The following is an 18,410-nucleotide window of genomic DNA, read 5'->3' as shown; positions in this document are numbered from 1 at the left end:
GACGTCCGATGGACATGAAGAAAATCGAAGCCATCATCAAGCCGTTCAAACTCGACGAAGTGCGCGAGGCGCTCGCGGAAGTCGGCATCAGCGGCCTGACCGTCACCGAGGTCAAGGGCTTCGGCCGTCAGAAAGGCCATACCGAGCTGTACCGGGGCGCCGAGTATGTGGTGGATTTCCTGCCCAAGGTGAAAATCGAGGTGGTGCTGGCCGCCGACAAGGTCGAAGCCGCCATCGACGCCATCGTCAAGGCGGCCCGGACCGGCAAGATCGGCGACGGCAAGATCTTCGTCACCGCCGTCGAGCAAGTGGTGCGGATCCGCACCGGCGAGACCGGGGTCGAAGCTGTCTGAGACCGCCACGCTCGATCGACAACAAAAACCCGCTTCGGCGGGTTTTTGTTTTTTCTATTCGTAGAATGCAACAATGCTAGCGCTTGTTTTTCCTGAAATTTTCTTTGTAGCACTCAGCCAGTGATGGGCGATGCATTTCCGGAAAACCCGGGCTTAGACAGCTCAGCGCAGCGAAATGGGAAGACCTCATCCAAAACGGCGTGAAAACACAGCGTCTGGCCGGGTGCATCCGGCATTTGGTCTTGGCTCGGCAGGGAACGCTCCTACGGGATACGAGCATACAGGGGTGCGCCAGACCGAAGGTCGTAACGCACCCTTGCCTTGGTTCTCGCTGAGGATCAAGCGACCGCACATGACGGAAAACATGGTGGGTGACGCCGCTTTGCAGCTAGCGCATTTCCAGTCGATTCGGAGTCAAGGTGTCCGGCCCTCAAAGCGCCGGCTGCCTGCGCTCAACCAGACTTGCTGCGACGCCGATTTCAGGGGAAAAGCGCTAAGGCACCCTGCCTGTCCGTCGATTCGGCCACCGAGGTGCTCGCTGAAGCAGGCCCGGCCGCTCAGCTTTATCGCCCTGACGTTTGGCTCGGATCCAACCAGGCGTGCGCGAGCGTCTGAGCCTACGCCCAGCCGACTCAGGACAGCTTGACGACAGCAAAACAAAAGCCCGCTTATGCGGGCTTTTGTCAGTGGGTCGGACACAAGGCCGATGCAGGCTCGTCAGGGTGCAATGCCAAACAGCAGGAATACCACCGCCAGCAGCGCATGGATGAACGGCAGCATCACAAAGCCCAGTATCCCGGTCAGGAACAGCACCACCAGAATCAGCATGCCCCAGGGCTGATGACGGGCATAGCGCTCGGCCAGACGCGGCGGCAACAGGCTCAGGGTGATCATGCCGCCCGGGAACGGCAGGATGGGCAGGCACATCAGCACGGCAAACGAGGCATTCAGCACCACCCCGATCAAGGACATCCTTTGCAGCGGCTCGGCCACATAGCTGTCCGGATTCCAGGCGCCCAGTTTGAACAGCACCGCCCAGAACAGCACCATCGCCAGATTGGTCAGGGGCACGGCGGCGGCAATCCAGCGCATATCGCGCCGTGGATTGCGCAGCATGCGGTAATCGGTCGGAATCGGCTTGGCCCAGCCGATCAGGATCGGCGGCACCATGCCGCCGGACAGCTTGGCCAGCGCGATCATGCCAAGCGGCAGCAGGATGGTACCGAGCGGGTCGATATGCGCCGACGGGTTCCAGGTCAGCCGCCCCATCGAGCGGGCGGTGGTGTCGCCCAGCCGGTCGGCCACCATGGCCTGGGCGGCCTGGGTGAAGGTCAGGGCGAAAATCACTGGCAGGGTATAGAGGGTGATGACTTCAAGAATTTCCTGCATGGGCAGCAAAAGGCTTTCCGGCGCATAAGGCCATGGTCGGGATCAGTTGGGAGTGGTGCCCGGCAAATCGGAGAGTCTGGTCGAGTGTTGACGCATATATTTATTTTTTCTTTATCAGAAAATCCTCTTCTTGCAGAGGATTGTCCGATTTATTTCCAGTTGTCGATGGCGCTTATTCTTGCAGACCAAACAGCGCCGGATCGCCAGCACCACGGCGCAGCAGGACCGGGTCGTCGTCGGTCAGATCGATCACCGTGGTCGGCTCGACCGAGCAACTGCCTGCATCGAGGATCAGGTCAACCTCGTGTTCGAGCCGCTCGCGGATTTCCCAGCCTTCGGTCAGCGGCCATTCCTCGCCCGGCAACAGCAAGGTGGCCGACAGCAGCGGCTCGCCGAGCTCTTCGAGCAGCGCGGCCACGACCGGATGGTCGGGCACGCGCAGGCCGATGGTATTGCGTTTGGGGTGCATCACCCGGCGCGGGGTTTCCCGGGTGGCGGTGAGGATCACGGTATAGCGGCCCGGTGTGGCGCTTTTGAGATAGCGGAACTGGCGGTTGTCCACCCGGGCATAGGTGGCGAGTTCCTTGAGGTCGCGGCACACCAGGGTGAAATGGTGGTTGTCGTCCACCTGGCGGATACGCCGGACGCGCTCCAGCGCCTCCTTGTTGCCAAGCTGGCAGCCGATGGCGTAGCAGGAGTCGGTCGGATAGACCAGCACACCGCCATCGCGGATGATCTCGACCGCTTGCCGGATCAGACGGGCTTGCGGATTGTCGGGGTGGATCAGGAAATACTGGGCCATGATCGGGTTCTCGGAAGCGGGGCGGGCGCGAGCTTATACCAATCGCGCGGAATTTTCCGCCCCGGGACGCTCAGGCCGGCCCGCCTAGTTCGGCCACCGCCTGCCAGTCACGCCAGACCGGGTCACAACCATGGGGCAGATCGGGCATCACACCAGGCTCGCGGGCGCCTTCGCCGGTAGCGTGGTAGTCCGATCCTACCGAGGCCAGCAAGCCATGTTCCCGTGCCAGTTGAGCGAAACGGGCGTAGTCGTCGGGCCCGTGGCTGCCCGAGACCACTTCGATCCCCTGGCCACCGGCAGCCTTGAATTCCGCAATCAGCTCCAACATCGTCTGCTTGCCGAATTCATAACGGCCCGGATGGGCAATCACGGCAATACCACCGGCTGCGCGTATCCAGCCGACGGCATCGGCCAGGCTGGCCCAGTCGTGGGCCACATAACCGGGCTTGCCACGCGCCAGATAGCGCTTGAATACCGCTTTCATATCCTTGGCAACGCCGCGCTCGATCAGATGACGGGCGAAATGGGCACGACCGATCATTTCCGGGTTATCAGCAAAGCGACGTGCCCCGGCCAGGGTATCGGGGATGCCGGCCTCGGCCAGCGCCTCGGCCATCCGCACGGCCCGGCCGTCACGGCCTTCGCGCAGGCTGGCCAGACCTGCATTGAGCACAGGATTGTCCGGGTCGATATCGAGGCCGACGATATGCAGGGTGTGTTTGCGCCAGGACACGGAGATCTCGACGCCATTGACAAAGCGCAGGCCGCGCGCCCGGGCTTCCTCGGCGGCGGCGGCCAGACCACGCAGGTCGTCGTGGTCGGTCAGGGCAAACAGCCGGCAGCCGCGTTCGGCAGCACGCGCCACCACTTCGCGCGGCGGCAGCATGCCGTCGGAGACGTTGGAATGGCTATGTAGATCGACATAAAGCATAAGAAATAGGATAGGGCGAAATGGGCTCGGTTCCGATCATACCAGACCCCCGTCACCATCGAGCCCGACCGCCGGCCACGGAAAATTTCGCTTTTGCCGGAACGATCGACTATCGTCATTGCAGTGCAGTCCAACCATCCGGCGTGTCCAATTTCCTGATCGGGAGGTAGCCCATGAGCCCAATCATCCGCCATGTTCCTGCCCTCCCGCCGGCTCTGGATAAGCGCTGGCCGCCACGCGCTCTCCGGACCGTGCCCTCCTAGCCACGGTCGCCCTGCCCCACCCGTTTCAGCCTTCTCCTTGCTGCCGCCAGCGGCCGCAGCGGGGGCGTCTTATGCCAGGAAGATCACCATGTCATCGAACCAGATCGTCGATATTGCCTGCGGCCGCGACCATAGCCTGATCCTGCTGGCCGACGGCCAGGCCGTAGGTTGGGGCGGCGACCCGAGCCTGCGGGCCGAACCATGCGGCCGCAACCGTCAGGGCGTCTATGTCCGCATCGAACAGCCCTTCGTGCGGATTGCCGCCGGCTACGGCATCAGCCTGGGGCTGATCGAACTGGGTCGGGTGCATGTGTGGGGAACGCATCGTACCGGCGGTCTGTCCCGCCCGCTCACGCCCGACCGGCCGCAACCCATCGAGATGCTCAAGGACATCACCCAGCTCGCCGCCAGCGAATGCTTCAGTCTGGCGCTCGATGGCCAGGGACAGGTCTATTCCTGGGGTCTCAATGGCGAAGGCGCGCTCGGTCGCCCCAGCGCCACACTCGACGACGGCCCCGATACCATCCGTACCCTGCACGGCATCGTGTCGATCAGCGCCGGACGCGGCCATGCCCTGGCCCTCGACGACGACGGCCATCTATGGGCCTGGGGCGCCAATGCCGCTGGTCAGCTTGGCAATGGCGAGCTGCGCGATGCCTATGTGCCGGTCCAGGTCGCCGGTGCCCAGCGCTTTGCCACCGTCGATGCCGGCGTCAGCCATTCGCTGGCCGTCGACCGCAACGGCGAGGTCTGGGCCTGGGGCAGCAATAATCACGGTCAGCTGGGTCAAGCCTCGATTGCCTTTGGCGTGCGCCCGGTCCGGCTCAAGCTGCCCGAGCCCGTGACAGCGGTGGCAGCCGGCATGTTCTTCTCGCTGGCGCTGTCAGTCAGCGGCCGGGTCTACGCCTGGGGTTGCAATAGTCGGGGTCAGCTGGGACTGGCCCATCGTCATGATGTGCGCACACCGACCCGGGTGCCCGATATCGACCGGGTGGTCAGGATCGCCGCCGGCCAGGCCCACGTCCTCGCGGCCGCCGCCCGCAGCGTCTGGGCCTGGGGGGACAACAGCGGCCGCCAGCTCGCGCTCGATGAGGAAGTCGCCACCAGCCCGCAGTTGCTGTTCCAGGCGGCTTGAGGCGCTTGACGCTGGCTCTTGGTCTCAGGTCCGGGACGACCCGCTTGCCTTCGACGCGTCCGTGCTCGGCGCCAGAGAGGATGGGCGCAGAACGATGCGCCGATCCGGGTCACTTTTCATGACTCGGGGGACCGCTAGACCTGGACCGGATCGAAGATCGAGCGGATCTGACAGGCAAAGCGCCGACCTTCGCCATAGCTGAAACCGCTGGTCAGCGTAGGCACCGCGGCCTGGGTCAGGGCACGGTCGAGATAGCCCCAGCCGATCTGCTGCTGCAAGGCGGTCAGCACGCCATCGGGGTCGAAGGGCATCGGCACCACCAGCCAGCGTTCGCGCAGATCGGTGGTCCCCGGATGGCCATAGAGCAGACCCAGGCGGGCCATGACCATCGGGCCGGGACGAATATAGAGATGGACGGGATGAAGCCGCCATTGCCGCCCCATCGGGGCGCGCCAACGGCGAGGCGACGGGGCTGGGGTAGCGGCCCGGAAACGACGGCAGCAAGGCAGTGCCTGACAGGCCGGGCAGGCCAGGGAGCGACAGTGAAAGCGCCGCCCGGCCAAGCCGGCAGGCAGCCGCTGCAAGGAATGGATCGAGCGGATCACCATGACCTCCTTCCTGAGCCGATATACCGCAATAGAAGCAGTCCAAATGGGACCGATAGCGACCGATGAACGTTCCGACACGGCCGCGCTTTGGTTTTAGTATCGATTGCCACCATCCGGCTTGCCAGTTTGGCTGTTTTTCCCACCCCGCCCGGCTGGTCGTCCGAGGCAAAGCGGTATAATCGCCGCTTCCGTTTCCCCCCGCAGCGATCCCCATGCCTGTCCTTACCGTAGAAAACGCCTGCCTCGCCTTTGGTCATGTCGCCCTGCTCGACCATGCCGATCTGTCGCTCGAACCCGGTGAGCGGGTCGGCTTGATCGGCCGCAACGGCGCCGGCAAGTCCTCGCTGCTCAAGGCCATCGCCGGCGCAGCCCGGCTCGACGACGGGGAAATCCGCATCGCCCACGGCGGCCGGATTGCCTATGTGCCGCAAGAGCCACCGTTTGACCCCGAATCAACCGTGTTTGCCGCCGTCGCCGAAGGGCTGGGCGAGCTGAAGCAACTCCTGACCGACTACCACGCCGCCGCCCTGGCCGCCGGCACGGGCGACGCCGCGGCCCTCGAGCAGCTCAACGCCTTGCAGCATGAACTCGAAGCCCGCGATGGCTGGCGCTTTGACTCGCTGATTGCCTCTACCCTGTCGCATCTGGGCCTGCCGGCCGACAAGAAGATCGCCGAATTGTCGGGCGGCTGGAAAAAGCGGGTGGCGCTGGCTCGCGCCCTGGTGGCCGAACCCGATGTGCTGCTGCTCGACGAACCCACCAACCACCTCGACTTCAGCGCCATCGAATGGCTCGAAGGCTTGATCCGCGCCTTCCCGGGCGCCGTGCTGCTGATTACCCACGACCGCCGCTTCCTCGATAACGTCGCCACCCGGATCGTCGAACTCGATCGGGGCCATCTGCAAAGTTTCCCGGGCAATTTCAGCGCCTACCAGACCCGCAAGGCCGAAATGCTGGAAATGGAAGCGGTGATCAACCGCAAGGCCGACCGCCTGCTGGCGCAGGAAGAGGTCTGGATCCGCAAGGGCGTCGAAGCCCGCCGCACCCGCGCCCAGGCCCGGATCGAACGGCTGGCCCGGCTGCGCCAGGAGCGGGCGGCCCGGCGCGATCGGGTCGGCAATGTCCAGTTCTCGCTCGACGCCGGCGACAAGTCGGGCAAGCTGGTGGCCGAACTCGAACACGTCAGCAAGGGCTACGACGGCCGCACGCTGATCCGCGACTTCACCACCCGTATCCTCAGAGGCGACAAGATCGGCCTGATCGGCCCCAATGGCGCCGGCAAGACCACCCTGCTCAAGCTGATCCTTGGCGAAATCACCCCCGACCAGGGCACGGTGCGCTGCGGCAGCAAGCAGCAGGTGGCCTATTTCGACCAGTTCCGCGAAGCACTCGATGAAGAAATGCCGATCTGCGACGTGATCAGCCCCGGCAGCGACTATGTGACGCTGGGCAACGAGCGCAAGCATGTGATCAGCTATCTCGAGGACTTCCTGTTCCCGTCCGAACGCGCCCGCAGCCCGGTCCGCTCGCTCTCGGGCGGCGAACGGGCCCGCCTGCTGCTGGCACGACTGTTTACCCAGCCGGCCAATGTGCTGGTGCTGGACGAGCCGACCAACGACCTCGATATCGAAACCCTCGAACTGCTCGAGGAACTGCTGGAAAAATACGAAGGCACGGTCTTCCTGGTCAGCCACGACCGGGCTTTCCTCGACAACGTGGTCACCCAGGTGATCGTGTTTGAAGGCGATGGCCGGCTTTATGAGAATCCGGGCGGCTACGACGACTGGCAAAACGCCCGCGCCCGCATGCTGTCCCAGGAAAAAACCGCCCAGGACAAGGCCCCGGCCGCCAAACCGGCCACCCCGGCCCCGACCTCGGCCTCGCGCGGCAACCGCACGGTCAAACTGAGCTTCAATGAAACACGCGAACTCGAACGGCTGCCCGGCGAGATCGAAGCACTCGAGCAGGAACAAGCCGCGCTGCAACAAAAGCTGCTCGACCCGCAAATCTACCGCGACGACCCCAAACAGGCCGCCAGTTGGCAGGAAAGAATCGCCACGATCGAGCTGGGCCTGCTCGACAGGCTGGAGCGCTGGGAAGTCCTGGAAAAGAAACAACGCGGCGAGGCCCCATAACCTCGACTTGCCGCAAAACAGGTATCAATTAAAATAACAAGAAAAAACGGCGCAAGACTTATTGCGCCGTTTTATTTGATATAAAAATTTCCAGACAAACCTGTCGCACCCGCCGCCAGCCGTCGGATGCCATGGCACTTGCCTGCCAACCGGTCAACCGGACCTGATCGGATGAGGAATCGCTCGGTGATGACCATTTCCCTCCTGCCCACACACTGGCGCTGGCTGGCCTTGCTGCTGCTGTCTCTGGGCCTTGCCGCCGAACCTTTGCGGATCGGCCGCAGTGATAGCCATTCACCGCTCTCGGACCAGGGCGAGGCGCTGATGCGGCGGGTATATGGCCAATTGGGCATCGAGGTCGAGCTCGTGCGGTTGCCGACGCGACGCTCCCTGTTGCTGGCAGCGGGTGGTCAGCTCGATGCCGAATTGCTGCGCATCCGCCAGATCGGTCAGGAACACCCCGATCTGCTGCGCGTGCCGATTGCCATCGCCCAGGTCGAGCTGGGCGCCTATGCCCGCCCGGGCACTCCTGTGCCCGGCAACTGGCAGGCGCTCACGCGCTACCGGGTGGCCTATATGCGCGGAGCCCGCTTTATCGAACGTCATCTCGAACCTCTGCCCCACAAGGTCGAGGGACTGGACAGCTACGATGCCTTGAGGCTGGTGGCCACCCGTACCGCCGATATCGCGCTGCTGCCGCGCAGCGAGGCGGCCCAGGTGCTGGCGCGCGAGGAATTGTCGCAGGTACGCGAAGTCGGCTTCGTCAGCGAAGTCGAGCCGCTCTATCACTATCTGCACAAACGCCACCGTGCTTTGCTGCCGCGCCTCAATGACGCGCTGCTCAGGCTGCGCCAACAGGGCGAATTGCCCGACTATGAAAGCCCCCTCCTTAAAGCCAATAAAAAGGAAAATCCTGTGCGAGACAGGTAGCGATGTCCTTCTTTTTATTAAAAAATTCTCCAAGACGACTTAGCTTCGGCCTGTGACACTGCCGGTGAGGCAACCGGCTTTTTCTGTCGATAGATCAATTGCTTAGCGCCAGCAGACTTGCTTGGGGCGGACCGGCTCGCTTAAAATCCGCCCCTTTTCCCCCTTTCCGTCCACCGTCATGTCCGAGTTTGCCCGCCAGATTGCCGCCGAGGTGGCGCGCCGCCGTACCTTCGCCATCATCTCCCACCCCGACGCCGGCAAGACCACGCTGACGGAAAAACTGCTGCTGTTCTCCGGTGCCATTCAGTTGGCGGGTACGGTCAAGGGCAAGAAAACTGGCAAGTTCGCCACTTCCGACTGGATGGAAATCGAGAAACAGCGCGGCATTTCGGTGGCCTCGTCGGTGATGCAGTTCGATTACCGCGACCATGTGGTCAACCTGCTCGATACCCCGGGCCACCAGGACTTTTCCGAAGATACCTACCGCGTGCTGACCGCGGTCGATTCGGCCCTGATGGTGATCGACGCCGCCAAAGGCGTGGAAGCCCAGACGATCAAGCTGCTCAACGTCTGCCGGCTGCGCCACACGCCCATCGTCACCTTTATGAACAAGTACGACCGCGAGGTGCGCGACAGCCTGGAGCTGCTCGACGAGGTCGAATCGGTGTTGCAGATCCAGTGTGCACCGATCACCTGGCCGATCGGCATGGGCAAGACCTTCCGTGGCGTCTATCACATCCTCAAGGACGAGGTGCTGCTGTTCACCCCGGGTGAAGACAAGGCCGGTCAGGAAGTGGCCGAAGTCATCCAGGGCCTCGACAACCCGCGCCTCGATGAACTGTTCCCGCTCGAAATCGAGCACACCCGGATGGAACTCGAACTGGTCAAGGGTGCTTCGCACCCGTTCGATCTCGCCGCCTTCCTGGCCGGCAGGCAGACGCCGGTGTTCTTCGGCTCGGCCATCAATAACTTCGGGGTGCGCGAGATTCTCAACGCCCTGGTCGACTGGGCACCGGCACCGGGCTCGCGCGACGCCAGCGTGCGCGAAGTCTCGCCATCAGAAGAAAAATTCTCGGCCTTCGTCTTCAAGATCCAGGCCAATATGGACCCGAAGCACCGCGACCGCATTGCTTTCCTGCGCGTCTGCTCGGGCCGGTTCGAGCGTGGCATGAAAATGAAACATCTGCGTCTTGAACGCGATGTGGCTGCCAATTCGGTTGTCACATTTATGGCATCGAGTCGTGAACAGGTGGAAGAGGCCTACGCCGGCGATATTATCGGCCTGCCCAACCACGGCAATATCCAGATCGGCGACTCGTTCTCCGAAGGCGAAATGCTGACCTTTACCGGCATCCCGTTCTTCGCGCCGGAACTGTTCCGCTCGGTCCGCATCCGCAACCCGCTCAAGCTGAAGCAACTGCAAAAAGGTCTGCAACAGTTGGGCGAAGAAGGCGCGGTGCAGGTATTCAAGCCGCTGTCGGGCGCCGATCTGATTCTGGGTGCGGTGGGCGTGCTGCAATTCGAAGTGGTGAAAAGCCGGCTTGAGAACGAATACGGCGTCGATGCGATCTTCGAGTCGTGCTCGATCTATACCGCACGCTGGGTATCGTGTGACGATGCCCGCATCCTGCAGGACTTCGAGAAATCGCTGGCCATGAACCTCGCTCGCGACGCCGCCGACAATCTGACCTATCTGGCGGCCAACCGGGTCAATCTGGAACTGACCCAGGAGCGCTGGCCCAAGGTCCAGTTCCATGCCACGCGCGAACATGCGGCCAAGCTGTAAACGGATGATTGACTAATTAACCTTCCATCCGGATCGAACCATTGCAAATACTGGCGCTGTGTTTAGCGCCAGTATCGATAAGGATAGTAAGTAAGTCGCCTAAGCGTCCCGTCACGCGGGACGCGTTCGACCACGTCAGACCACACGGTCCGCTCAGCAGCGGGCCGTGTCTTTTTCCGCCTTTCCTTCGCCACCGTCCCCCAACCCGCCAATCCCTTGGCAGCGACGGAGCCACTCATGGCTCGGAGAGGCCAATAGGAAAATTTCAGGAAAAGTATCCACTAGCCCCTGAGCGCTTCTGAAAGAAAAATGGAGACTTACGTCTCCATTCTTGCTCGAACTGACCCACGGACACTCAGGTGCGCAGTTGACTGGCAAGCTGGTCGAGATCGTGGACGGTGGTATCGAGCGTCTTCACCGCTGCGGCAATGGCGGCGGTCGACTCGCTGGCGGCCAGCACATCGGCACGCAGGCCGGCGATATCCTGGGCGATTTCCTGGATACGGTTGGATTGTTGGGCCTCGTTGCCGGCCACATCCTTGATCAGGCCAGCCACCTGTTCGGTACCGGCGATAATCGCGCGCAGTTTGGCATCGGCTTCGGCGGCGTGGGCATTGATGGCGGCCATCCGGCTGGTGCCTTCGCGCATCGCTTCCATGGCTTCGGAGGTGCCGGTCAGGATCTTGCCGACCTTATCGCCGATTTCGCGGGTGGCGACCGTGGTGCGCTCGGCCAGTTTGCGCACTTCATCGGCCACGACGGCAAAGCCACGTCCCGACTCGCCGGCGCGGGCCGCTTCGATGGCGGCGTTGAGGGCCAGCAGATTGGTCTGATCGGCGATTTCGCTGATGACCTGGACGATATGGCCGATCTCGCCGCTGCGCCGACCCAGGTCCTCGATCCGTTCGGCCGAGTGGCCGACTGCCCGCGAGGCGGCGTCGAGGTCTTCGAGCGTGCGGGTCATGGCGACCCCGCTCTCCTGCGCCAGACGCCCGGCCTGGCCCGCCTCGTCGGCGGCGCGCTGTGATTGTTCGACGCTGGTGACGGTCAGGCCGGCGATACGGTCGATCAACTGGGCCATGGCATCGGTTTCCTTGGCCTGATGGCGCATGGCTTCACTGATCGAACGCGAGCGTTCGTTGATCTCGGTCGATTGGCCGGATGCCGTACCGATGGTCTGGGTGACCTGGCCCAGCATCCGCTCGATGGCCTCATTGCTGCGCTCGGCCGCGGCGCGGGCCTGCTCGATCTTGGCGAAACTGCGGGTCTTGCCGACTTCGAAAATCAGCGCCAGACAGAACAGCACCAGGGTCAAGGCAAACAGGGAGCGGGTCTGCAACTGGGCATGCAGCGAAGCCGCCAGCGGACTCTTGGGCAATGGCCAGCCATGGCTGTGCGCCAGCGAGAACAGGACAATGGCCAGCAGCGTACAGCCGGTCCAGAAGATACTGCTGCGCCGGCCGCCCAGAAACATGGCCGCCACGGGGACCAGCAGAAACCAGGAGGCAGATGAGGACTCGATGCCACCGTTGACATAGCACATCCACACCACCATGCCGAAAAACACCGCCAGGCCATATTCGCGCAGCAGCACCAGCGCGCCGGTCAGCTTCATCAGCAGACTGATCATGATCATCAGGCCACCGGCGATCACGATGCCCCAGGCCATGGCCGCATGGTTCAAGCGGAAATAGCTGAGCGAAAAGATCGGTACGCACAGCGAGGCCAGCAAGGAAGCGCCGACGAGATTACGGGCGCGGCTCAGATCGATCGGATGTTGCTTGACGCTGTCGGGAATAAACCAGTCGATCACGTCACCAAAGGCCGAAGCGATGGTCATGCGGAAATCCTTGTGAGCAGGCAGGGCGGCAGCGCCGCCATGGTTCGGGGAGTCGTGCAGAGATCTGAAAACTATCAGAAAGACAAGAGAATATCAGAAAAGCATGATTTATTGATGATCAGCCTCTCCCGCCTGCGACTGGAAAGTCGCAGGCGGGACAGTTGTCTTTATAGGTGTTTGGCCATGATGGCGCTGATATCGATCTTCTTCAGCCCTTCATTGAACACGCGGGCAATCCTCTCACCCTCGGCGCCTTTCTTGAAACAGATATAGAGCTTTTTGTCCTCCATCAGCCGGGGATTCATCGACAACTGGCCCACATAGGGCTTGAGCTGCGGATCGGTCTTCAGCAGGTAGGTAAAGACATTGCTGTCCACCACCGCGGCATCGATACGACCGGCGCCGAGTTTCATCAGATTGCGCGAATCGTCGGGCGCCACATCGACTCTTTGCTGCTTCGCGGCGACGCGGGCGTCGAATTCGGTGGTATTGAGATAGTCCTGTACCACACCGACCTTGATCGCTGACAGATCGGATATCTTGCTCCAGTTAAGCGGCTTATCGTTGCGCTGGGCCAGCCCGAGCGGGCCGCTGCCCATGGGCTCGGACAGCACGAAATCGTTTTTGAGTTCGTCGGAATAATATTCAGGGAAATAACCGGCATGGCCAGGTGAGTTCTTGGCCAATTGCACCGCCCGGCTCCAAGGGTAGAACTCGACTTTCAGCTCATAGCCCATCGCCTTGAACGCTGCCCGTGCCACCGCCACACTGGCGCCCTGCTCCGGCAACTTGGCCCCGGTATAGGGCGGCCATTCGAGTGAAGCCAGGGTCACCGTCTTGACCTCGGCCAGCGCCGCCCCGGCACACATGAGGGCCAACAGGCCAGCCCGGAAGGACTGCCATCCCATCCGCATCATTGAACCCCTCGCGAATCAGACCTTGAATTGCTCCACCGTGATCTGCAACCTTACGGCGAGCTTGGCAACCTCCTCACTGGCGATCGCCGTTTGCTGGGCGCCCGTGGCGGCCTCGCCGACGATTCTCTGGATCTGCTGGATACTGCTGCTGACCCCGCTCACCATCTCGTCCTGCCGGTCGGAAGCGTTGGCGATTTCCTCATTGAGATGAGCGATCTTGCGGGCCGACTCGGCCAGATGATGGATGGCCCCGCCCGCCTCGCGGGCGCGCTTCAGGCCCAGATCGGCCTTTTCCTTGCTGCGCTCCATTACCGTGACCGCCCGCATGGTGCCTTCCTGAAGCTGGGTGATCACCTGCTGGATCTCGGTCGTCTGGTCATGGGTGCGGTTGGCAAGCGTGCGCACCTCGTCGGCGACCACGGCAAAGCCACGGCCGGCCTCGCCGGCCCGTGCGGCTTCGATCGCGGCGTTGAGCGCCAGCAGGTTGGTCTGTTTGGCAATCTCATTGATCACCAGCAGCACCGTACCGATCTTGTCGCTGCTTTCGGCCAGCTGCTGGATCACCATCGCCGCGTTCTCGACCTCGGCAGTGGCCTCGCCGATGGTCTGGATCGCGTCCTGTACCACCGCCTGGCCTTTTTCGGCCTCGGCATCGGCATAGGCCGCCGCCTCGGAAGCGGCGTTGGTATTGCTGGTGATTTCATGGACCTGCGAGGTCAGCTCATCGGTGGACGAGACGATGCGTTCGGTTTCGTGCTGCTGCTGCTGGATGCCTTCACTGGCCTGTTCGGTGATCCGGCTGGTCTGTTCGGCGGCGGCGGCAAGCTGGGGAGCGGTTTCGGCGATCTGCTTCATCACCTCCTGCAAGCGGGCGACGAAGGTATTGAAGGAGCGCGAGACTTCGACGAATTCGCGGCTGCCCTGCGCGGCCAGGCGGCGGGTCAGATCGGCATCACCCGAGGCGATTTCCTTGAGCGCGTCGTTGAGCCGCTGCAAGGGCTTGAGCACCACGGCCGACAGGCTGACCGACAGGGCCAGGCTCAACAGCACATCGAGCACGATGATCTGCACAGCCAGCGTGATCAGATTCTCGCGCAGGGCCGATTCGACCTCGGCCCGCGATACATAGACCGTGGCCTGGGCCACATCCTTCTTCTGGCCGTTGTCGTCGAACTGGAGTTTGATCTCGCGCATGCTGCCGGCGAGTTTGGCGTCCTTGGGAGCCGGGACGAGCTTGCCTTCGGCGTTGCGCATCCGGCCGTCGATAAAGTCCTTGCCATTGCTGAGCAGAATCCCGTTGAAAGCCACCGAGGCCATTTCGGCCTCGAGAATCTGGGCGATCTGGATCTTGTCGAAGTTCCAGATGGCAGCAGGCAGACTCAATTGCAGGCGGGTGGCCAGGGCATTGGCCTGTTCCTCCAGACCGCGTTCGAGCCGCTGCTTACTGCTGGTGTAGTTGAATGCCCCAAGGCCCGCCAGCACCAGGGTGACGATCACCACAAACAGCACATTGAGTCGCCCGCTTATGCTCTGCATGAAGCCCATGTATCACTCCCGGCCTTTGGCGTCCCGCACCGGACAGGCATTTCGCCCGGCATCCGTCGTCTTCAGCTTAGTTCAGGTGTTCTGAAATCCAAGTCACGGTGCGCGCAGCACGGGGCACGGGTAAAATTCGGGGATGACGCAGCCTGCCTTTATCCATCTCCGCCTCCATTCCGAATATTCCGTCACCGATGGCATCGTCCGTATCGACGACGCCGTACGGCGCGCCCAGGCGCAGCGCATGCCGGCGCTGGCGCTGACCGATCTGATGAACCTGTTCGGCATGGTCAAGCACTACAAGGCCTGCCGGAGTGCCGGGATCAAGCCCATCGTCGGTGCCGACGTATGGATCGAGAACCCCGAAGACCGCGATAAACCGTTCCGTGCCCTGCTGCTTGCCAAGAACCGCGCCGGCTACGGCCGGCTGTGCGAATTGCTGACGGCGGCCTTTCGCCATAACCAATATCGTGGCCGGGCCGAGATCAAGCCCGACTGGCTGGCACAAGGCGACAACAGCGCACTGATCGCGCTGTCTGGCGCCCATCTGGGCGAGGTGGGCCAGCTGCTGCTCAACGGCAATCTCGAAGCCGCCCGCCTGCGCGCCCGCTGGTGGGCCGACTGTTTCCGCGACAGCTTCTATCTGGAACTGCAACGCACCGGCGACCCGCGTGCCGAGACGCAGGTCCATGGCGCCATCGATCTGGCCGCCGAACTCGATCTGCCGGTGGTGGCCACCCATCCGGTCCAGTTCCTTGATCGCGACGACTTCAAGGCGCACGAAGCCCGCGTCTGCATCGCCGAAGGCTATGTGATGGCCGACAAGCGCCGACCCCGGCTCTATACCCCGGAGCAGTATTTCAAGTCGCCCGAGGAGATGGCGGCACTGTTTGCCGACGTGCCCGAGGCGCTGGCCAACAGCGTGGCCATCGCCCAGCGCTGCAATATCACGGTCCAGCTCGGCAAGAACTATCTGCCGCTTTTTCCGACTCCCGACGGGCTGTCGCTCGACGACTATCTGGTGCTGCAAGCACGCGAGGGGCTGGAAAAGCGTCTGCCCCTGCTGTTCCCCGACCCCGCCCAGTTGGCTGCCCGGCGCGAGGAATATGAAAGCCGGCTCAAATTCGAGACCGATACCATCATCCAGATGGGGTTTCCGGGCTACTTCCTGATCGTGGCCGACTTTATCAACTGGGCCAAGAACAACGGCTGCCCGGTGGGCCCGGGCCGCGGTTCGGGGGCGGGTTCGCTGGTCGCCTATTCGCTCGGGATCACCGATATCGACCCGCTGCGCTATGCCCTGCTGTTCGAGCGCTTCCTGAACCCGGAGCGGGTGTCGATGCCCGACTTCGATATCGACTTCTGCCAGGACAACCGCTGGCGCGTGATCGAGTATGTGCGGCAGAAATACGGCGACGAGGCGGTCAGCCAGATCGCCACCTTCGGTACGCTGGCGTCCAAGGCGGTGGTGCGCGATGTGGGGCGGGTGCTCGATCTGCCGTATAACTTCTGCGACCAGCTGTCCAAGCTGATTCCGGCCGCACCGGGCAAGCAGTTCAGCCTCGATGACGCCGTCGAGATGGAGCCGCAACTTAAGGAGCGGATCGCCAACGAAGAGGAAGTGGCCGAGCTATGGGCGCTGGGCAAGAAGCTCGAAGGCATGACCCGCAATATCGGCATGCACGCCGGCGGCGTGCTGATCGCGCCGGGCAAGCTCACCGATTTCTGCCCGCTCTATCAGGCCAGCGGCGAAGATGCCTCGCCGGTGTCGCAGTACGACAAGGACGATGTCGAGCAGATCGGCCTGGTCAAGTTCGACTTTCTGGGGCTGCGCAACCTCACCATCCTCGAGATGGCCTGCCAGTACATTGAGCGGCTGGGCGGCGGCAAGGTCGATCTGGCCACGCTGGCGCTCGATGATCAGCAGGCCTACAAGATCTTCCAGGACGGCAATACCACCGCCGTATTCCAGTTTGAATCGTCGGGCATGAAGGACATGCTCAAGCGCGCCAAGCCCGACCGCTTCGAGGAAATCATCGCCTTCGTGGCACTGTACCGGCCAGGTCCGATGGACCTGATCCCGGACTTTATCGCCCGCAAGCAAGGCCAGGCCTTCGAATATCTCCATCCGCTGCTCGAACCCGTGCTGGCGCCGACCTACGGCATCATGGTGTACCAGGAGCAGGTGATGCAGGCAGCCCAGGTCTGCGGCGGCTATAGCCTCGGTGGCGCTGACCTGTTGCGCCGCGCCATGGGCAAGAAGAAGCCCGAGGAAATGGTCAAGCAGCGCGCCATCTTTGTCGAAGGTGCCGCCACCAAGCAGATCTCGGAAGCCAAGGCCAACGAAATCTTCGACTATATGGAGAAGTTCGCCGGCTATGGCTTCAACAAGTCGCACGCGGCTGCCTATGCGCTGATCTCCTACCATACTGCCTGGCTCAAGGCCCACCACTGCGCCGCCTATATGGCGGCGACCATGTCGACTGAATTGAACGACACCGATCAGCTCAAGGTGTTCTACGACGATGCGGTGGCCAATGGCATCAAGATCCTGCCGCCTGATGTCAACGCCAGCTTCTATCGTTTCGTGCCGGTGTCGCGCCGCGAGATCCGCTACGGACTGGGTGCCATCAAGGGCACGGGCGAGGCGGCCATTGACCATATCGTGGCGGTGCGCGAACAGGGCGGGCCGTTCCGCGATCTGTTCGATTTCTGCCAGCGTACCGACAAAAAGCTGGTCAATCGCCGGGTGATCGAAGCCTTGATTCGCGGTGGCGCCTTCGATCAGTTGTCCGACCATCGCGCCGCCCTGATCGCCTCGGTGGGCCTGGCGCTCGAAGCGGCCGAGCAGGCGGCGGTCAATGCCTCGCAAGGCAGTCTGTTCGATCTGCTTGAAGCCGCACCCGAGCATCAGTTGCAACTGGTCGAAGTGCCACGCTGGGACGAGGCCACCAAGCTGATCGAAGAGAAGTCGGCCATCGGCTTTTATCTGTCGGGCCACCCGTTCGATGCCCAGGCGCGCGCGGTACGCGGCTTCGTCAAGACCCCGCTGGCCCGGCTCGCGCCACGCAAGGAGCCGCAGTGGCTGGCCGGGGTGGTCACCGAACTGCGCACCAAGATCGGCCAGCGCGGCAAGATGGCGTTCATCACCCTCGACGACGCCTCGGCCCGGCGCGAGGTCTCGGTGTTCTCGGAAGCCTTCGAAGTCAACCGTGCCAAGCTGCGCGAAGATACTCTGCTGATCATCGAGGGCAAGGTCAGTGAAGATAGCTACTCGGGCGGCTTACGCATCATCGCCGACAAGATCTACGATCTGGCCGAGGCACGCAGCCGCTTTGCCCAGGCGCTCAGTGTCGGCATCAACGGCCAGGCCGACGCGGGCCGGTTGCGCCAGTTGCTCGACCCTTATCTCGGCGGCGACTGCCCGATCGAGGTGCTGTACCGCAACCGCGAGGCCCAGTGCGGCCTGAAGCTCGGCGAAGGCTGGCGCGTGACGCTGCGCGATGAGCTGCTGACGGCGCTGCGGGGCTGGCTCGGAGACGAGTCGGTGTCGATCCGCTTCTGATAGCGGCCATCGCCAGCAGGTCCAGACCGACGTTCGTAGCCAATCATCGTGTCCACACCCTGCCTACGGGCGTTGACACAGCCTTCCAGGACAGGCGAAAGCACGTCCAGCCAAAGACTTCGCCTCACCAGTGCTGCCGGGCAGTCCATCTGTCCGGGCCGGCGCTGGCCCAGGGTCGAATTTCAAAAATCCAGCAAAACGAATGCCGCACCCAGTG

The 18,410-nt window shown here is 62.8% G+C and carries 13 protein-coding genes; 6 read left to right on the top strand and 7 right to left on the bottom strand.

What is annotated here, in order from left to right; all coding sequences use genetic code 11:
- Nucleotides 1–14 precede the first annotated feature (14 nt).
- Nucleotides 15–353: a P-II family nitrogen regulator gene (locus ACFOW7_RS00240; protein ID WP_378167958.1), complete on the top strand. Its 339-nt coding sequence runs from the start codon at nucleotides 15–17 to the stop codon at nucleotides 351–353.
- Nucleotides 354–1,070: 717 nt separating this feature from the next.
- Here ACFOW7_RS00240 and ACFOW7_RS00235 read toward each other — a convergent pair.
- From ACFOW7_RS00235 to ACFOW7_RS00225, 3 genes are all read right to left on the bottom strand, one after another.
- Nucleotides 1,071–1,742 carry a site-2 protease family protein gene (locus ACFOW7_RS00235; protein ID WP_378159760.1) on the bottom strand — a complete coding sequence of 224 codons (672 nt, stop codon included), beginning with the start codon at nucleotides 1,740–1,742 and terminating at the stop codon, nucleotides 1,071–1,073.
- A 172-nt stretch (nucleotides 1,743–1,914) separates the two neighbouring features.
- Entirely contained in the window at nucleotides 1,915–2,544 is a 630-nt protein-coding gene (locus ACFOW7_RS00230) for an L-threonylcarbamoyladenylate synthase (RefSeq protein WP_378159757.1), read from the bottom strand.
- Nucleotides 2,545–2,614: 70 nt separating this feature from the next.
- Nucleotides 2,615–3,475: a 3',5'-nucleoside bisphosphate phosphatase gene (locus ACFOW7_RS00225; RefSeq protein WP_378159755.1), complete on the bottom strand. Its 861-nt coding sequence runs from the start codon at nucleotides 3,473–3,475 to the stop codon at nucleotides 2,615–2,617.
- A gap of 351 nt (nucleotides 3,476–3,826) precedes the next feature.
- Between ACFOW7_RS00225 and ACFOW7_RS00220 the strand changes: the two genes are divergently transcribed.
- Nucleotides 3,827–4,873: an RCC1 domain-containing protein gene (locus ACFOW7_RS00220; protein ID WP_378159753.1), complete on the top strand. Its 1,047-nt coding sequence runs from the start codon at nucleotides 3,827–3,829 to the stop codon at nucleotides 4,871–4,873.
- Nucleotides 4,874–5,007: 134 nt separating this feature from the next.
- On the opposite strand, the gene ACFOW7_RS00215 is transcribed toward ACFOW7_RS00220, so the two are convergent.
- Entirely contained in the window at nucleotides 5,008–5,481 is a 474-nt protein-coding gene (locus tag ACFOW7_RS00215; RefSeq protein ID WP_378159751.1) for a hypothetical protein, read from the bottom strand.
- 212 nt (nucleotides 5,482–5,693) lie between these two features.
- Between ACFOW7_RS00215 and ACFOW7_RS00210 the strand changes: the two genes are divergently transcribed.
- From ACFOW7_RS00210 to ACFOW7_RS00200, 3 genes are all read left to right on the top strand, one after another.
- Nucleotides 5,694–7,616, top strand: a complete 1,923-nt coding sequence (locus ACFOW7_RS00210; RefSeq protein WP_378159749.1) for an ATP-binding cassette domain-containing protein — start codon at nucleotides 5,694–5,696, stop codon at nucleotides 7,614–7,616.
- A gap of 189 nt (nucleotides 7,617–7,805) precedes the next feature.
- Entirely contained in the window at nucleotides 7,806–8,546 is a 741-nt protein-coding gene (locus tag ACFOW7_RS00205; RefSeq protein WP_378159747.1) for a substrate-binding periplasmic protein, read from the top strand.
- A gap of 178 nt (nucleotides 8,547–8,724) precedes the next feature.
- Nucleotides 8,725–10,332 carry a peptide chain release factor 3 gene (locus tag ACFOW7_RS00200; RefSeq protein WP_378159745.1) on the top strand — a complete coding sequence of 536 codons (1,608 nt, stop codon included), beginning with the start codon at nucleotides 8,725–8,727 and terminating at the stop codon, nucleotides 10,330–10,332.
- A 355-nt stretch (nucleotides 10,333–10,687) separates the two neighbouring features.
- Here ACFOW7_RS00200 and ACFOW7_RS00195 read toward each other — a convergent pair whose 3' ends face one another.
- From ACFOW7_RS00195 to ACFOW7_RS00185, 3 genes are all read right to left on the bottom strand, one after another.
- Entirely contained in the window at nucleotides 10,688–12,172 is a 1,485-nt protein-coding gene (locus tag ACFOW7_RS00195; RefSeq protein ID WP_378159743.1) for a methyl-accepting chemotaxis protein, read from the bottom strand.
- Nucleotides 12,173–12,339: 167 nt separating this feature from the next.
- Nucleotides 12,340–13,050, bottom strand: a complete 711-nt coding sequence (locus tag ACFOW7_RS00190; protein WP_378159741.1) for a substrate-binding periplasmic protein — start codon at nucleotides 13,048–13,050, stop codon at nucleotides 12,340–12,342.
- A 54-nt stretch (nucleotides 13,051–13,104) separates the two neighbouring features.
- Complete coding sequence (locus ACFOW7_RS00185; protein ID WP_378159738.1) at nucleotides 13,105–14,634, bottom strand: methyl-accepting chemotaxis protein; 1,530 nt, start codon at nucleotides 14,632–14,634, stop codon at nucleotides 13,105–13,107.
- A gap of 133 nt (nucleotides 14,635–14,767) precedes the next feature.
- On the opposite strand from ACFOW7_RS00185, the gene dnaE reads away from it, so the two are divergent.
- Nucleotides 14,768–18,193 carry a DNA polymerase III subunit alpha gene (dnaE, locus tag ACFOW7_RS00180; RefSeq protein WP_378159736.1) on the top strand — a complete coding sequence of 1,142 codons (3,426 nt, stop codon included), beginning with the start codon at nucleotides 14,768–14,770 and terminating at the stop codon, nucleotides 18,191–18,193.
- Nucleotides 18,194–18,410 lie beyond the last annotated feature (217 nt).

This window comes from Chitinimonas lacunae (genome assembly GCF_042650885.1).
GTDB lineage: Bacteria > Pseudomonadota > Gammaproteobacteria > Burkholderiales > Chitinimonadaceae > Chitinimonas_A > Chitinimonas_A lacunae.
Note: the sequence above shows the minus strand (reverse complement) of the source record. Positions and strands in the feature narration are given on the sequence as shown.

Coding starts and splice junctions, on each gene's coding strand:
- ACFOW7_RS00220 (WP_378159753.1), top strand. CDS start 3,827: ATGTCATCGAACCAGATCGTCGATATTGCCTGCGGCCGCGACCATAGC.
- ACFOW7_RS00195 (WP_378159743.1), bottom strand. CDS start 12,172: ATGACCATCGCTTCGGCCTTTGGTGACGTGATCGACTGGTTTATTCCC.
- ACFOW7_RS00205 (WP_378159747.1), top strand. CDS start 7,806: ATGACCATTTCCCTCCTGCCCACACACTGGCGCTGGCTGGCCTTGCTG.
- ACFOW7_RS00235 (WP_378159760.1), bottom strand. CDS start 1,742: ATGCAGGAAATTCTTGAAGTCATCACCCTCTATACCCTGCCAGTGATT.
- ACFOW7_RS00240 (WP_378167958.1), top strand. CDS start 15: ATGAAGAAAATCGAAGCCATCATCAAGCCGTTCAAACTCGACGAAGTG.
- ACFOW7_RS00210 (WP_378159749.1), top strand. CDS start 5,694: ATGCCTGTCCTTACCGTAGAAAACGCCTGCCTCGCCTTTGGTCATGTC.
- ACFOW7_RS00200 (WP_378159745.1), top strand. CDS start 8,725: ATGTCCGAGTTTGCCCGCCAGATTGCCGCCGAGGTGGCGCGCCGCCGT.
- dnaE (WP_378159736.1), top strand. CDS start 14,768: ATGACGCAGCCTGCCTTTATCCATCTCCGCCTCCATTCCGAATATTCC.
- ACFOW7_RS00185 (WP_378159738.1), bottom strand. CDS start 14,634: ATGGGCTTCATGCAGAGCATAAGCGGGCGACTCAATGTGCTGTTTGTG.
- ACFOW7_RS00225 (WP_378159755.1), bottom strand. CDS start 3,475: ATGCTTTATGTCGATCTACATAGCCATTCCAACGTCTCCGACGGCATG.
- ACFOW7_RS00230 (WP_378159757.1), bottom strand. CDS start 2,544: ATGGCCCAGTATTTCCTGATCCACCCCGACAATCCGCAAGCCCGTCTG.
- ACFOW7_RS00215 (WP_378159751.1), bottom strand. CDS start 5,481: ATGGTGATCCGCTCGATCCATTCCTTGCAGCGGCTGCCTGCCGGCTTG.